We start from the raw sequence: 15,370 nt of genomic DNA, 5'->3' as shown, positions 1-15,370 counted from the left end.
GCCGTCGGCCGTCACCCCTCGTTCACCTGCAACGACAGCGCATGCGCCTCGGTCGGCACCGGCACTTCCCAGCGGCGCAGCATCTTGATCAGGGCCGCGTTGCCCAGCGTGGTGTCGCGTGCACGGTTGCGGGCCAGCAGGGTCTGGCGGCTGGCTTCCAGGTGCACCAGTTCCACGCGGGCACCATAGTCCAGGCACAGGTCCACGGTCTTGCCGCGCATCTGGCGCGACAGGTGGGTGGCGTTCCAGACGAAGGGCGCGCCCGCGCGCAGCAGGGCCTTGGCCTTGTCCACGGCATGGTGGGCGGCCGCACCCTCGTTGCGGCCGTGGCGCAGGCCCAGTTCGGAGCGCGCATCGTCGAAGGAGACCACGGGCAGATCGCCATGGTGGGCGGCTACCCAGGTGTTCTTGCCGCTGGCAGGCAGGCCGCACATGACGATGACACGCGAGCCCGGCTGCGCGTGCAGCGCGTAGTCGGGGTGCAGTTGCGCGCCCCGGAAGTAGCGCACCGCCGTCTCGGCCGAGGCAAAGCGGCGTGGCGTGCGCAGGCAGCCTTCTTCCAGCGCGAACTCGCGCACCAGCTCGATGTGGACCAGCACGGACGCGATGTCGGGGCAGATGCGCCCACGCATGTCGGCCCGCGCCAGCAGGGTCAGCAGGTGCAGGTCGGCCTGCCAGGAAAGTTCGCGCACGATGAACTCGGGCGAGAGGCCCCGGCGCGAGTCGGCGAACGCGAAGAACGGCACCTGGTGCACGGCGATCAGGCGGCAGATGGCCTCGCGCTGCTCCACGGGAGCGCCCGCCTCCCAGAGCATGAGCCGCGCATCGAGCGCTCCCCGGCGCGAATGGCCGGGCTGGCCGATGCGGCCGTCCTCGCCGATCACCGTGGTCGAGCACTTGGCCACGTCGTGCAGCAGCGCGGCCAGGAACACGGTCTCGCGCTCGGCGGGCGCCAGCGGGGCATAGTCCGCGTCGGCCAGCAGTGCGCGCACCACCATCTGGGTGTGCGTCCAGACATCGCCTTCGGCATGGTAGACGGGGTCCTGGGGCGTGGTCTTGGCCTGCTCCAGCTGGGGGAAGGCAGCCAGGCAGGCGGCGAAGTCAGGGTCGGCGCCGGGCTGCGGCACCAGGGACTGGATCTGTTTCCAGTTCGTCATGGAAATCTCCTCGTGGTGGGCCTGCGCTGCAGGCCTCACCAGCTTTTTGAAACATGGGCCGCGAAGATGTCCACGCCTTCGCGCAGGCCGTTGGGGATGATGGGACGTTCGCTGTGGTGCGAGCCCGAATCGAGGATCACCTGCACGAAGTCGCTGCGCACGAACTTGTAGCGCGCCAGCGTCTCCCCGCCTTCCTCGACCTTGAGGTACAGGCCCTCTGCCAGGTCGGATCCGTCGGTCTGGCGCCAGCACAGCGGCAGGTCCAGCTTCTGGCGGGCCACCGCCTGCTCGAAAGCCTGGCGCCAGCGTGCCCCGCGCCCCAGCGAAGGCGCCAGCAGCGCCAGCAGGTCCTGCATGCGCCGGGGCGCCGTGCCGCTGTAGAGCACGGGCACCGAGACCACGGGCACGCCGGCCAGCAGCGCATGGCGGCGTGGCGTATCGAGGAAGCAGGCGGCGGATCGGTCCCAGATGTCGAACTCGCAGAACCAGTGCGGCAGCGCGTCGTAGAACAGGGAATGCTTGGCGTACATCCACTCGCCGAACACCTGGTAGCGGTCGTCCAGCAGGGACAGCAGCGCGCCCTCATGGGCCTGGGCCCATTGCTTGAACAGGTTGAACTGGCGTTCGCGCCCTCCGGGGCGCGTGCAGTCCAGGTAGTGGCCGCGCGACTGCAGCAGCAGTCGGCCATCGTCGGCGAAGCGCAAGGCGGCGTTGGCGCCGTCGAGCTTTTCCTCGACCACGATGTGCCGGCCGGCCAGCCGCTCATAGGGCACGGCGTCGTTCTGGTCGCCGCACTGCAGGCGCGAGCCGCGCAGATGGAGCGTGCGCGGGTACTTGAGGATCTCGATGCTCGACAGAGCATGAGCGGTTGAAGGGTTGGATGGGGTCATGTCGTGCTTTCCGAAAACGTGGCGGCACTCCATGGCGTCATGCCATGGAGCGGGAAAAGCCGACGACGACGCCAGGCGCCGCAATGCAATGGGATGCAGCGACAGCGCGGCCTGGCCCGTGCTGGCCGGGCCGGCAGGCTGTCGAAGGGGAAGATGGCGGGGCTGCGCAGCCGTCCGAACCCTGGACGGTCAGCCGCAAACCCTCAAAAGGCCACGCACCGCAGCGCACACGCGAAAGACATCCGTGGCAAGGCCAGGATCAGCGTGTGACGAAGTCGATCAGCAGGAAGCTGTGCGGCGGGGCATGGTGCACCTCGAAAGGGTGAGGGTGGATGGAAGGGGTGCGAGTCTATCGCCCGATTCCGTGGGGACACAAGGGCCAGTGCGCGGCAGACCGCCCAGTGTTGGCTGCTAGCCACGCACCGCGCTCCTGAACGCGGCCCCCAGGGCGTCGAGCGCCTGGCGCTGGCGGCCTTCCCGAAGGCGGGTGTGCAACACCACGGGCAGAGGCGGCAGCGCGGGCAGGCCCAGCCGTTCGCCCACTTCCACCGCCCCCAGCGGCAGCATGCGCGGCGCCAGCGCGGCCACCCCCAGTCCAGCCATGACGGCCGCCACCACGGCGGCCACGCCACCGCCCACGAAGACCTCGGACCAGGGCATGCCTGCCGCCTGCAGCCGTTGCGCGGCCAGGGCGCGCACGCCGCAAGGCTCGGCCAGCGTGGCCAGCGGCAGGGGCTCATCCGCGCGGTGCTGCCAGCCGGGCGCGGCGAACCAGCCGAACGTCTCCTCGGCCAGCAGTTCGCCATCGCCCGGCTCCGCATGCGTGCGAACGATCACCGTGTCGTACTCGCGCCGCTCGAAACCCTGCAGCAGCGGTCCGGAAGAGGCGATGCGGATGTCGATCAGCAGCTGCGGGTCCTGGGCATTCATGCGTGCGATCAGTGCCGGCAGTTCGGGCCCCGCCACATGGTCGCTGATGCCGATGGTCAACCGCTGGCGGGTGCTGGCGGTCAGCGCCAGCGCGCGCTCGTGGGCCTGCAGCAGCTCGCGGGCATGCGGCAGGAAATCGGCGCCCCGGGCCGACAGCTGCACATGGCGCGGCGTGCGCTCGACCAGCCGGCAGCCCAGCCGCTGCTCCAGCCGCTTGAGCTTGAGGCTGACGGCGGCCTGCGTGGTCTGCATGGCTTCAGCCGCGCGCGTGAAGCTGCCCAGCTCCGCGATGCGCACGAAGCCCAGGACGGCATCCAGGTCGAGAGGTCGTTGAACCATTTCAACCCATTATTACTGATATCAGCAGCCATAGCTTTTCAAAATGACTGGCAACGCCTACCTTCGAGGCTCCCCAACGCAAAGGAGCACACCATGCCCATGACCCGCATCCACATGCGCGCAGGCAAGTCACCGGCCTACCGCCAGGCCCTCTTCGACGGCATCTACCAGGCCATGCGCGAAACCTTCAATGTGCCGGAGGACGACCAGTTCATGGCCCTGACCGAACATGACGGCGACAACTTCCGCTACGGCGCCAGCTACCTGGGCGTGGCACGCAGCGACGATCTGGTGCTGATCCAGCTCACGGTCAGCAACACCCGCAGCCTGGAGCAGAAGAAGGCGCTGTACCGGCGCATCACCGAACGGCTGGTCCAAAGCCCGGGCCTGCGGCCCGAGGACGTGTTCATCAACCTGGTCGAGGTCGAGAAGGAAAACTGGTCCATGGGCCACGGGCTGGCGCAGTACGCCTGAGTCGCGGCCCAGGTCGGCCCGCCCGGCGGCGTGCAGCTACGCCAGGGCGGTCAGACGATTGGACTTGCCCGGGACCACGTGCAGCGCGCCACCCACTGGGTGGCGACAGGCACCAGCGCGCGCCCCTGCTCGGTGAGCCTGACCCATTGGGCAACGCCCTGCTGGTGAACGCCGCCCTGCCCTGCAAGAACGTGCAGGGGATGATCGAGCCTGGCCGCAGCCGGGCGGCCATGGCAGTCCATGACCCGGTGAAGGCATTGCTCCGGGGCCTTGATGGTCCGCTGCGGACTGGTCTCCGAAAAAGGTGGCCGGTTGTTGCTGCGCGAGCGGACACGAGCCACAGCGCATTCACGCAACGCCTTGGTCAGGTCACCTGGAGGATTGAATTTTGCGACGCCATACTGGCAAAGTAATTTTCAATCGATATTGGATTTCAATGATTTTATTCTATCGACCAGGACCCGTATGCGGCTCCAACGGTGGCAGGCCCGTGGATGCGGGGACCAACGGTTCTTCATGCAGCCAGCCACCGTCCCAGGGCGGCCGTGGCATCGAGGACTCCGAACCCATGTATGTGGGTGACCAGTGGAACCCCAGGTACGACCCCGCCGCCATCCATAAAACCACGCCCAGGAATGGCAGCCGGCCTCTGACCTTTGGAGAGCGGCACATCGTCCGGCAGATCTTCGGCGACTCGGTGGACTGCTCCATGGTCAGAATCTACAGGGGCCGGTTCATTCCATTTCAGCCAAGCCATACGGCCATGGCACCTGCGGGGGATATATTTTTTCCTACACCATTGTTTTCTGAAGATTATTCGGTCGAGGAAAAATCTTGGAAAAGATCAATTTTTATTCATGAAATGACGCATATCTGGCAATACCAGCAAGGCTATCCTGTGATGGCAAGAGGAGCTATCAGGTTAGGGCTGGATTATGACTATGAATTATCTGTAGATAAAAAATTGTCAGATTATAATATGGAGGCTCAAGGGAATATTATTGCTGATTATTATTCGTTAAAATTTTTGAAAGATATTAATGCAATGAGAAATGAAAGGTATTTCAATGAAAAATGGATGCCTCTATATGAAAAGATACTTGCAGATTTTTTCGATGACCCCAAAAATAGCAAAAATCTTCCTTAGTATAATTTCTGCTGCACTGTTGAGTGGGTGTTTTTGGTATGAAGAACCTTGGTTTGGTGATGCATCTGTCGTTGAACTGGGAGGATTCCCTTGCTTCGGAATTCCGAAGGGTGAAATCTCCGATGCTGAGAAAACAAGAATATCATCAGTATCGGTAAGCCAGGGTGGGCGTAGTCTATGGAGGTATAGCGAGGATAACTACGAAAAAATGGAACTTGCTTTTAATTCCTGCATATCATATGGGGCAGTTTTTTTGGATGCGAAGCCCGACTCCATCAATTCAAAGGCGGAATATGGGCTGAAGCCGGGGGTAATCTATGACGTTCTTGTTAGAACAAGGCAGTCGCAGAATAAGTTCAATAGAATGTTCTACGTATCCGAGTTTTGCTTGCGGTACGACGCTGAAGGCCGGGTTGTTGTCTTCGAGGTCAAGGATTCACAGAAAAGAATTTGCCCCGATGTAGACGAAATACACTGATCCAATTTTTAGGAAAAATTCATCAGTTAAGCCGGTGGCGGACCACCATCATGACTTTTTTTGAAATACAAGGGGCAGCCAGGATATTATTTGCCATCTCACTGAATTTGGCGATGACAGGATGCTTCTGGTATGAAGATCCCTGGTTTGGTGATGCCTTGATAGATTCCACCGGGAAGGAGCCTTGCTTCGGTATTCAGCGCAGCGACATTTCCGATCCAGATAAAACAAAGATTTCCTCGATAACGGTGAGCCATGGCAAGCAAGATATTGGACGTTATAGAGAGAGGGACTATGAGAGGATGAGTCTGGCAGTTGATTTCTGCATGCCATATGGGACACTTGCTTCTGAAACGGCTGGTACTCCGTATGAATTGAGGCCCGGGGAGGTTTATGAAGTGCTTGTCAGGACAACACAGTCTCAGTACAAATTCAACAGGACATTCTATACAACAAAGTTCTGCATTCGGAATGACGATGAAAAGGGCGTGGTGGCTATTGCGCTGAAGAGCCTAAACGACCGTGTGTGTCCTGATGGCATGTGATGGCGAGACGCATTCGGTGAATGAAACGCTGCCTTGGTCTCCATCGCTTGCAGCAACCATCCTCCCGGCATAGCCGGGGGGCCTGCCTTTTCAGAGCTATTCGGCCTTCAGCCGCCCCTGCCGTGTCAGGCGTGCCGCCAGCACGGCCTCGTCGCTGACCAGGCGTTGCAGGGCGGAGGCGCTGTCCAGGAACGGCTCGCTGCCCAGCTCGCGGATCACGCGGGTGAATTCCGGCTCGCCCACCGACTGCGAAATCCAGCCGTGGAGACTGGCGATGGGCGCTGCGGGCGTTGCCTTGGGAGCGAACACGCCCACGAACGTGGTGGCGTCGAAGACCGGCAGGCCGAGCTGGGCCAGATTGGGCACACCGGCCAGGGCGCCGGCGGCGCGCGGCCCCAGCACGAGCAGCGGGCGCAAGGCGCCGCTCTTGATATGCGGCGTGGAGCTGGTGATCTGGTCGACGACCGCATCGATCTGCCCGCCGATCAGATCGACCAGGGCCGGGCCCGAGCCCTTGTAGGGCACGGCGTTGGCGCCGGACTTCACCACGTCCTCCAATTGCAGCAGGGCCAGGTGGTTGGGAGAGCCAGGACCGGCATGGCCCACGGCCACATTGCCGGCCTTGGCTTTCATGGCCTTGATGAAATCCTCGGCGGTCCTGAAGCGCGCATCGTTGGCACGCACCACCACGACCACGGGCGTGCGGCTGACCACGGCGATGGGCGCAAAGCTGTCGGCGCGGTAGGGCAGCTTGATCATTTCCGGCAAGGTGCCCAGTTGCCCGGGCGTGGCCACCAGCAGCGTGTGTCCGTCGGCCTCGGCCCGGGCGACCCAGCCCGAGCCCACGGAGCCGCCGCCCCCGGCCCGGTTGTCGACCACGACCGACTGCGATGCATGCCGGGCCAGCGGGATGCCCAGGGTACGGGCCACGATATCCACATTGCCCCCGGGTGCGAAGGGCACGACCAGGGTGAGGGGCTTGGCGGGATAGGCGCGTGCCCGCGCACTGCCGGCAGCGGCGAGTGCGGCCATCGAAACCGCCGCCTGGATGAAGCCCCGGCGGCTTCTTGGGTTCTCGTACATGCATGTCTCCTTTGTGAATATCCAATGGCCTGATTCAACGGCCCCAGTAAAGATGGGCGGGGTTGTCCACCAATATCCTGTGCAGCATTTCCATGGGTACCCATTGAAGCAGTGCACGGGCCAGTTCCAGGCTGGAATGCTCTCGCGCCTGGATTCCCGGATGGGGCCAATCGGAGCCCCAGACAACCCTGTCCGGATTGGCTTGCAGCAATGCCTGCGCAATCGGGTAGATGGCCGTATCGGCCGCTGATGCCGTTTCCGAAATCCGGTAGGCGCCGGAGAACTTGACCCAGGCCCGCCCCTCTTTCATCAGGGCACGCAGATTGGCCAGCCCCGGGCCGCCAGCGCCCGAGCGGGCATGGGGGTGGCCGAAATGGTCAACGACCACATCCACCCCCATCCCGGCCACGCGCTGCACCAGGCCCGGGTCATCATCGACGTTGACCAGCAGCTGGATATGCCAGCCCAGACCCTTGATGCGATCGGCCACGGCCTTCAGGCGAGACGCCGATACCCCGCCCTGGAACAGCGCGTTGCAGCGCGCGCCCCTGACGCCCAGCACATGCAGCGCCTCGATGTCACTGTCCGCCGTATCCTCATAAATGACCGCCACGCCGCGCAGGGTGCCCTGCGACGCATTGCGCAAAGTGTTCTTGAGCAGGCTGTGATCGCGGCCATATACGCTGGGCTGGACCAGAATGCATTTGTCCACACCCACGGGACGGAATGCCTTTCGATAATCGCCGATCGACGCCGCAGCCGGGGTATAGGAGCGCTCCTGAATCAATGGATATTCCGAAGGATCTCCGAAAACATGGAAATGCGTATCGCAGGAGCCGGCGGGAAAGATTCGCGCCATGCCGGCCAGTGACTCCTGGCCGGAAAAATCAGCGGGTGGGTGAAGGAAGGTGGGTTTCATCAGCGATCTCGACAAGTTTTTTCATTGTCATGAAGCGCCTAAAATTCGGTCAAGCTCATCTTTGTCATCTTCAAAATGAACCAGATTCAACATGCGGACGGCACGCAGCGCACGCCCGTCAACCTGCGCAGCATCGACCTGAACCTGCTGGTGATCTTCGAGGCCCTGGTCGAGGAACGCAGCGTGGGCAAGGCCGCCGCGCGGCTGGGACTGACCGCCTCGGCCGTCAGCCATGCGCTCAAGCGCCTGCGCACGCAGTTCAACGACCCGCTGATGCTGCGCACGGCCGAGGGCATGTCGCCCACGCCCGAGGCCGTGCGCCTGGCGCGCTGCTTTCGCAAGGCCTTCAGCGAGATCGAGAGTGCCATCGAGGTCGGCGGCGGCTTCGACCCCGCCACGGCGCGGCGCAACTTCTTCCTGAGGCTTTCCGACTATGTGGGCGTGCAGCTGCTGCCCCAGCTGTGCATCCACCTGCGCTCGGTGGCGCCCGGCATCAGCCTGACCGTGCAGTCCTTCGACGGGCGCCAGCCCTCGGACCGCGTGGAATACGAAGGCGTGGAGATTCGGCTGTCCGTCTCACGCGGTCACTCGGTGCGCTCGGCTTCCCGCCGCCTGCTGGACGACCAGTGGATGGTGCTGATGCGCAGGGACCATCCGGCCGCGGCCGCCCCGTTCACGCTGGAGAAGTACCTGGATCAGGGCCACCTGAAGGTCACCGGTGTGGGCAGCAGCATCGTGGACGAGATCCTGGCCGAGCGCGGGCTGGCGCGCCGCGTGATGTTCCAGGTGCCGACCTGGCTGGGCATGGTGCCCGTCATCGAATCCACCGATCTGGTCGCGGCCATGCCCGCGCACTGGATGCACAGCGTGCTGTCCGGCTCCGACTGCGTGGCCCATCCCATGCCGCTGCCCGAGATGGCGCTGTCCATTGACGCCGTCTGGCATCCGCGCAACGAGCACGACGCGGGGCACCGCTGGTTCCGCGAGCTGATCCACCAGATCTTCCAGGATGCGTACACCAAATCGCGGCTGCAGCAGCGCACTGGCAGCACTTAACGCGGCCCTCATGCTTTTCTGTGAAGATGCGGTCTTTCCGATGCCCAAGCCATGACCGCACAAGAACACACACCAGCGCAGCAGCGCCGCAACCTCGGCCTGCTCGTGGCCGCCCAGTCGCTGGGAGGCGCCTCGCCGCCCATCATCATCTCGCTGGGAGGACTGGTCGGGCAGCAGTTGTCCACCAACCCCACGGCCACCACGCTGCCGGTCAGCATCTACCAGCTGGGGCTGGCGCTGTCCACGCTGCCGGCCGCCTGGCTGATGCAGCGCCTGGGGCGGCGCGCGGCCTATGTGCTGGGCGCGGTGCTGGGGGTGGTCTCGGGCGTGATCGCGGCCCAGGGTATCGCGCATTCGGACTTCGTGACCTTTTGCATCGGCACGGCGCTGGCGGGCTTTTACGCTGCCTGCGTGCAAAGCTACCGCTTCGCGGCCACCGACGCCATGACCGACCCCGCCCAGCAGGCGCGTGCCATCTCGCGCGTGATGATCGGCGGGCTGGTCGCGGCCATCATCGGCCCGCAGGTGGTGATCTGGACGCGCGACGCCCTGCCCATGACGCCGTTCGCGGGCAGCTTCTACAGCCAGGCCGTGCTGGCCCTGCTGGCCCTGCCCCTGCTGCTGGGCCTGAAGCTGCCGCCGCCCCAGGCGCGCGCCGTGGCCGGCGAGGCGCGGCCGCTGTCCGAGATCGCGCGCACGCCGCAGTTCATCGTGGCCGCCTCGGCCGGCGTGGTCAGCTACGGGCTGATGGCCTTTCTGATGACGGCCGCGCCCATGGCCATGGTGGGCTGCGGCCACAGCGTGGGCCAGGCGGCGCTGGGCATCCAGTGGCATGTGCTGGCCATGTTCGCGCCCAGCTTCTTCACGGGCCGGCTGATCGCGCGCTTCGGCAAGCGCCGCATCACGGCGCTGGGGCTGGCCATGATCGCCGCCTCAGCCGTGATGGCGCTGATGGGCCTGGAGCTGCTGCACTTCTGGGGTTCGCTGGTGCTGCTGGGCGTGGGCTGGAACTTCGGCTTCATCGGCGCCACGGCCATGGTCACCGACTGCTACCGCCCCGCCGAGCGCGCCAAGGTGCAGGCGCTCAACGACTTCCTGGTCTTCGGCGTGGTGGCCGTGGCCTCGTTCGGTTCGGGCCAGATGCTGCACACGGCGGGATGGGACGGCATCAACACCTGGATGCTGCCCATCGTGGGCGTGGTGCTGCTGATGCTGGCCGTGCAGGGACGCGGCGCCGGTGCGCCGGCGTGATCAGCGCGTGGCAGGAAGCCGGCGGCTGCCCAACCAGAGCACGGCCACCCAGGCCACCAGCGCCAGGGCCAGCAGCAAGGACAGGTGCCACAGCACCGCCTGCAGCGGCGCGCCTGCCTGGTTCAGCCGCAGCGAGGCCTGGATGGCCGCCGTGCTGGGCGACAGCCAGCGCAGCGCCTGCAGCAGCTGCGGCAGTGCCTCGGCCGGCCAGCTGAAGCCGCCCACGAAGGCCAGCGGGATGGAGGTGAACAGCACCACCTGCATGGCGCGCTCGCGGTTGGCCAGCCACCAGCCCAGCAGGGCCGCCAGCCCCGCCACGGCGGGCACGAAGACCGCCAGCAGCGCCAGCGCGCCCCAGGGGTTGCCGCCGCGCGGATAGTCGTGCCAGACGAAGATCCAGCCGAAGTAGTACAGGCCCGACAGCCAACCCAGCGTGCACAGCGCCAGCAGGCGCGCAAGCCAGGTGCGCGCAGGTGCCCGGTCCTGCCCCCGTTCGCGCCAGGTGCCGACCAGCAGGGCGCCGCCCATGAGCAGCGTCTGCTGCAGGATGATCAGGGCCACGGCCGCCACCACGAAGCTGCCATAGCCCTCCGTCGGGTTGAACAGCGCCTGCATCTGCAGGTTGACGGGCGAGCGGCTGGCCTGGGCCTGCAAGCTGCTTTGCCCGCCGGCCGTCAGGCGCCGCAGCTCCACGCCGGCGGACACCGTGCCGAAGGCCTCGGCAAAGCCGTACTGCACCTGCTTGGCGGCCAGCGGATAGGCACCGTTGGCGTAGACGGGGACCACGGCCTCTTCGCTGCGCACCACGCGGCGCTTGAGATCGCGCGGCAGCAGCGCATAGCCCATGACGCGGCCGTCCAGCAGGGCCTGCTGCGCCTGGCCCTCGTCGCCCGTGACCAGGGCCACCTCGATGCGGGGGCTGGCCTGGGCAAAGCGCAGCATCTGGCGCGCCAGAGCGCTGCCGTCGTGCTGCACCACGGCCACGGGCACGCGCTGCACCACCTCCTGGCCGTAGAACCAGGGGTAGAAGAAGCCGTAGAGCACAGGTGCGCCCACCAGCAGCATGAGCACGCCCACGTCGCCGAACACGGCACGCAGCGCGGCCAGGAAATCCTGCGCGAAGCCCCTGGTCATTTCAGCGCCCTCCCCATTTGTCGGGGCGGGACAGGCCGCGCTTCAATCCGGCCGTCGCCAGCAGCACCAGCGCCAGCGTGGCCAGCAGCAATCCCGCCACGATCGGCAGGCTCTGCACGATGGGCGCGCCCATCTGGAGCTGCTCGATCTGCAGCCGCGCATAGTGGGTGTAGGGCATGGACAGCGCCCAGGCGCGCGCCGAATCGGGCATGGCCAGCAGCGGAAAGCCCACGCCGCTGAACGCAAAGGCCGGCGCCGACAGCAGCCCGGCGCCCGACAGCGCCGTGCGCAGCGACAGCGTCAGCGCGGCCAGCAGCGCGCCCGCCGCCAGGCTCACGGCGATCAGCAGCAGCAGGGCCAGCCCCACCCAGGCCAGGCTGGCCGCGCCCTGGCCCGGGTGCCAGCCGCGCCCGGCCGTCATCCACAGCAGGGCCAGCGCCCCGCCCAGGCCCAGGCTGGCCCAGGCGCAGGCCAGCTTGCCCGCCAACGCGCCCGCGATGGCGCTCCAGCCGGCGCGCTCCTGGCCCGTGGCCTCGGCCAGCCACTGTCCCAGCGTGCGGTCGCGCAGCTCGCGCCCCACGGACCAGGCGCCGGCCGTCATGCCCAGGATATGCAGCAGCGCCGGAATCAGCGCAGCCGCGAGGAATTGCTCGTAGTTGGTGGAGATGTTGAACAGCGAGACGAGATTGGTGCGTATCGGCTCCATGCGCACACGCAGCGCCTGGGCCGGGTCGCCGCGCCTGGCGCGGGCCTGCATCTCCACACCGGCCGACAGCGTGCCCACGACCTGGCGCAGGTCGCGCTGGATCAGGCTGGAATGCGTGGCCAGCTGGGCGTTGTGCAGCAGCACCACGTCCGCGCCGCGCCCCTGCTTGACGTCGCGCGCGAAGTCCGGCGGGATCTGGACCACGGCGTAGGCGCCCATGGACTGCAGCGCCCACTGCGCCTCGGAGGCGTTGAGGGCCTGGGACTGCACGGCCAGTCCCGGCGTGGCGTCCAGCATGCGCACCAGCTGGCGCGACAGGCTGCTGTGGTCCTGGTCCCAGACAGCGATCGGCAGGCGCTGCACCAGCCCTGCCGAGAAGATCCAGACCATGAGCAGCAGCGCCAGCAGCGGCACCCAGCTGACCATGGCCAGGTCCCAGGGCCGTGCGCGCAGCAGCCGCACTTCGCGCCGCAGGCTGGCCGAAAACGGCGTGGAGGGGCGCTGCACGCTCACGGTGGCCGTTGCCTCAGCGGCCGCCTTCGACGACCACGCTCATGCCGGGCCGCGCGCCCGCGATGGGCTCGGCCGGCCGCGCCCGCACTTCGAAGGTGCGCGCATCGAAGCCCTGGCCCGCACGCGTGGCGCGCCAGGTGGCGAAGTCGGGCAGAACGCCCAGGTAATAGACCTCGAAGGCGGCCGTCCGGTTGTCCAGCGCGGGCAGACGGCCCGTGAAGCGGCTGCCCTGGGCGAAGCTGGCAAGCTGGTCTTCACGCACATTGAGCACCACCCACTGGTCGGCCAGATCGACCACGGTGACCACGGCCACGCCCTGGGGCGACAGCTCCCCTTGACGGGCCAGCACCTGGACGACCTCGCCGGCCACGGGGCTGCGCAGCGCGGTCTCGGCGCGCGCGGCCTCGACCTCGGCGACCACGCCCTGCACCTGGCGCGCCTGGGCCTGGGCCGCGCTGCGGTCCTCCTGGCGCGCGCCCGAGGCAGCCATCTCGTACTGGGCGCGCGCCGCCAGTGCCTGGTCGCGCGAGGCGCGCCAGTTGGCATCGGCCTCGTCGCGCTTCTGGGCGGCGACCAGGCCCTGGTCATACAGGCTTTGCACGCGACGCAGCGAGGTCTGCGCCAGGTCGGCCGCCGTCTGGGCACGCTGCCAGTTCAGTTGCGCCATGCGCACTTCCTCGGGTCGGGCGCCGGCCTGTGCCTTGTCGGCCTGGGCCTGGGCGGCATCGCGCGCGGCCTCGGCCTGGGCCAGCTTGGCGCGCACTTCGGGGCTGTCCATCTCGATGAGCAGATCGCCGACCTGGATCTTCTGGCCCTCGGTGACCAGCACCTTGGCGATACGCGCCGTGACCTTGGGCGCGACATCGGTCTCGCGCGCTTCCATCTGGCCCTGGAAATACAGTGGGGCGGGCTGGGCCGCGCGCCAGAAGCCCCAGGCCACGAGCAGCAGCACGGCCAGCACGATGGCGATGGCCAGCCAGGGGCGCCTGCGCGCCGGCCCGGCGGCGGGCGGCCCGTCGGGGGCATGGCGGGAAGTGTCGGGTGTGGCGGTGCTCATGGTGCGTCGGAGGGGATCTGTATGTCGGCCTGGGCCATGAATCGGTCGAACTCTTCGCTCTGGCCGGTGCTCTCCAGCAAGGCGGCCAGGGCCTGCACGTACTGGTTGGCCACCTCGGCGCGCTGGGTCTGGACCTTGGCGAGATTCAGGCGCGCATCGATCAGGTCCAGCGTGGTGCTCGTGCCTTCCCTGAGCCCGGCCTCGCGCAGCCGCAGCAGCTCGCGCGCCAGGTCCTCCTGGGCCTGCCGGGACTGGTACTGGCGTCGCGCCTGCTCCACGCCCAGCCAGTTCTTTTCCACCAGCAGCGCGATGTCGCTGAGCGCCTGGGTCTGGGTCAGCTCGGCCTGCTCGATCTTGCGCTGCGAGGACGCGGCCAGCGCGTCGCGGTCCAGGCTGTCCCACAGCGTCCAGCGCACGGCCACGCCGGCCACCCAGTTGGGCTTGCCGCCGGTGTTGACCTCGCGCGAGCCGAAGGCCAGCACCTGGGGACGGCGCAGCGCCTCCTGGGCATCGTGCAGCGACTCGGCCTGGCGCTTCTTGGCCTGAACCTTGTCCAGGCCCGGATGGCGCGCCTGCGCGGTGGCGATGAAGCCGTCCAGCGGCGGCAGCGGCTGGCTGCTGACGAACAGCGGCGTGCTGGGCAGCACCTGCCGCCGGGCCTTGATGGTCCGCGCCAGCGCGGCCGCGGCCAGCTCGGCATCGTCGCGCGACTTGCGCGCCTGCTGCTCGGCATCGGCCAGTGCCGCCCTGGCCTGCAACCGTTCGAGCTGGGAGATCACGCCGGCCTTGAGCATGCTTTGCGCCGCCGCGTCATGCGATCGCACGCCTTCGAGCGCGCGTTCGCGCAGTCGGGCGGCGCGCTCGGCCAGCTGGGCACCGAAGTAGCGCTGCACCAGCAGCGAATGCAGGGCCTGGCTGCTGCTGGCGGCATCGGCCAGGGCCTCGTCGGTGGCCGCATCCAGGCCGCTGCGCACGGCATCGGACAGGCCGCCCAGGTACAAGGGCCAGACCAGGGACAGGCTGGCCGAGGCATTGCTGGCCTTGCGCTGCAGCGCATAGGAGGTGGGCAGCTGCGGCAGCGACGGAATGGCCGGCCCCACGGACGGCGGCAACTGGCCGAGCACGCCATCGAGCGTGCGCCGCGCGGGATCGAGGTCGATGTCGGCATTGGCCGAATAGCGATAGCCCAGGCCCGTGATGGCGACGGAAGGGCCGCCCAGGCCCTCGGTGCCCAGGCGCCGCAGCCGGGCGCTTTCCACGGCCTTCGCGGACGCGGCCAGCTGGTCGGATCGCTCCAGCAGGGACTGGCGGGCCTGCACGAAGCTCATCGTGGCCGGCTGCGGCTGCGATGGGGGCTGCGCCTGGGCCAGACCACAGGCCAGACCCAGCGCCGCCAGCCATGGCGACAGGTGCGCGGGCGATGCGCGCAATGGGAAGAACGGGGAAGCGCTCGATGTCATGAAGGGTTGGACGCCTTGCGGTGTTCACCAATGGTGGCGAAGCTTACATGGGCTTGCTGCCCCTGCCTCGTCGGACAAGCACCTGTGCAGGGCCGCCGGGGTAGCGCGATGTGCCATTCATGCCGCAGTCGCTGCTGTTTCTTGGCGCAGGCACCGTCCCGTGCCGCTACACTGGCGCCTGCCTGCGCGAGCGCGCCCGTGATGGGGACCGACCGCAGGCCTTTTTTTCTG

General features: G+C 66.9%; 15 protein-coding genes. 6 read left to right on the top strand and 9 right to left on the bottom strand.

From position 1 onward, the window contains the following. Positions 1-11: 11 nt before the first annotated feature. The 3 genes from L1Z78_RS10505 to L1Z78_RS10495 form a co-directional block, all read right to left on the bottom strand. Positions 12-1,157: an AAA family ATPase gene (locus L1Z78_RS10505; RefSeq protein WP_234641431.1), complete on the bottom strand. Its 1,146-nt coding sequence runs from the start codon at positions 1,155-1,157 to the stop codon at positions 12-14. A gap of 35 nt (positions 1,158-1,192) precedes the next feature. After that, entirely contained in the window at positions 1,193-2,047 is an 855-nt protein-coding gene (locus tag L1Z78_RS10500) for an RNA ligase family protein (protein WP_234641430.1), read from the bottom strand. A 411-nt stretch (positions 2,048-2,458) separates the two neighbouring features. Then, positions 2,459-3,316, bottom strand: a complete 858-nt coding sequence (locus tag L1Z78_RS10495) for a LysR family transcriptional regulator (protein WP_234641429.1) — start codon at positions 3,314-3,316, stop codon at positions 2,459-2,461. 93 nt (positions 3,317-3,409) lie between these two features. Here L1Z78_RS10495 and L1Z78_RS10490 point away from each other — a divergent pair, with 93 nt between their 5' ends. The 4 genes from L1Z78_RS10490 (at position 3,410) to L1Z78_RS10475 (ending at position 5,960) form a co-directional block, all read left to right on the top strand. Continuing rightward, the gene (locus tag L1Z78_RS10490) at positions 3,410-3,790 is read left to right on the top strand and encodes a tautomerase family protein (RefSeq protein ID WP_234641428.1); all 381 of its coding nucleotides are present in this window, start codon (positions 3,410-3,412) and stop codon (positions 3,788-3,790) included. 388 nt (positions 3,791-4,178) lie between these two features. Then, entirely contained in the window at positions 4,179-4,937 is a 759-nt protein-coding gene (locus L1Z78_RS10485) for a hypothetical protein (protein ID WP_234641427.1), read from the top strand. Further along, positions 4,906-5,415, top strand: a complete 510-nt coding sequence (locus L1Z78_RS10480; RefSeq protein ID WP_234641426.1) for a hypothetical protein — start codon at positions 4,906-4,908, stop codon at positions 5,413-5,415. The genes L1Z78_RS10485 and L1Z78_RS10480 overlap by 32 nt, the downstream gene beginning before the upstream one ends. A 50-nt stretch (positions 5,416-5,465) precedes the next feature. After that, positions 5,466-5,960 carry a hypothetical protein gene (locus tag L1Z78_RS10475; RefSeq protein ID WP_234641425.1) on the top strand — a complete coding sequence of 165 codons (495 nt, stop codon included), beginning with the start codon at positions 5,466-5,468 and terminating at the stop codon, positions 5,958-5,960. A 96-nt stretch (positions 5,961-6,056) separates the two neighbouring features. Here L1Z78_RS10475 and L1Z78_RS10470 read toward each other — a convergent pair whose 3' ends face one another. Together L1Z78_RS10470 and L1Z78_RS10465 are read right to left on the bottom strand one after the other, a co-directional pair. Further along, positions 6,057-7,043 carry a tripartite tricarboxylate transporter substrate binding protein gene (locus L1Z78_RS10470; protein ID WP_234641424.1) on the bottom strand — a complete coding sequence of 329 codons (987 nt, stop codon included), beginning with the start codon at positions 7,041-7,043 and terminating at the stop codon, positions 6,057-6,059. 34 nt (positions 7,044-7,077) lie between these two features. Further along, positions 7,078-7,962 carry an amidohydrolase family protein gene (locus tag L1Z78_RS10465; protein ID WP_234641423.1) on the bottom strand — a complete coding sequence of 295 codons (885 nt, stop codon included), beginning with the start codon at positions 7,960-7,962 and terminating at the stop codon, positions 7,078-7,080. A gap of 75 nt (positions 7,963-8,037) precedes the next feature. Here L1Z78_RS10465 and L1Z78_RS10460 point away from each other — a divergent pair, with 75 nt between their 5' ends. Further along, on the top strand, positions 8,038-9,018 hold the full coding sequence (locus L1Z78_RS10460; protein ID WP_234641422.1) for a LysR family transcriptional regulator: 981 nt from the start codon (positions 8,038-8,040) through the stop codon (positions 9,016-9,018). Between the two features lie 51 nt (positions 9,019-9,069). Next, positions 9,070-10,269: an MFS transporter gene (locus tag L1Z78_RS10455; RefSeq protein WP_234641421.1), complete on the top strand. Its 1,200-nt coding sequence runs from the start codon at positions 9,070-9,072 to the stop codon at positions 10,267-10,269. On the opposite strand, the gene L1Z78_RS10450 is transcribed toward L1Z78_RS10455, so the two are convergent. Genes L1Z78_RS10450 through L1Z78_RS10435 form a run of 4 tightly spaced genes read right to left on the bottom strand, consistent with a single transcriptional unit; the run spans position 10,270 to position 15,139 of the window. Further along, a complete protein-coding gene (locus tag L1Z78_RS10450) occupies positions 10,270-11,403 on the bottom strand; it encodes an ABC transporter permease (protein WP_234641420.1) in 1,134 nt (377 codons plus the stop codon). It lies immediately after the preceding gene. Position 11,404: 1 nt separating this feature from the next. Then, positions 11,405-12,622: an ABC transporter permease gene (locus L1Z78_RS10445; RefSeq protein WP_234641419.1), complete on the bottom strand. Its 1,218-nt coding sequence runs from the start codon at positions 12,620-12,622 to the stop codon at positions 11,405-11,407. A gap of 13 nt (positions 12,623-12,635) precedes the next feature. Beyond that, positions 12,636-13,679, bottom strand: a complete 1,044-nt coding sequence (locus L1Z78_RS10440; protein WP_234641418.1) for an HlyD family secretion protein — start codon at positions 13,677-13,679, stop codon at positions 12,636-12,638. Beyond that, on the bottom strand, positions 13,676-15,139 hold the full coding sequence (locus L1Z78_RS10435) for a TolC family protein (protein ID WP_234641417.1): 1,464 nt from the start codon (positions 15,137-15,139) through the stop codon (positions 13,676-13,678). The genes L1Z78_RS10440 and L1Z78_RS10435 overlap by 4 nt, the downstream gene beginning before the upstream one ends. Positions 15,140-15,370: the final 231 nt, after the last annotated feature.

The organism is Delftia tsuruhatensis (genome assembly GCF_903815225.1).
GTDB classification, from domain to species: domain Bacteria; phylum Pseudomonadota; class Gammaproteobacteria; order Burkholderiales; family Burkholderiaceae_C; genus Comamonas; species Comamonas tsuruhatensis_A.
The sequence above is the reverse complement of the archived record's forward strand: the minus strand, read 5'-3'. Positions and strand labels throughout refer to the sequence as shown.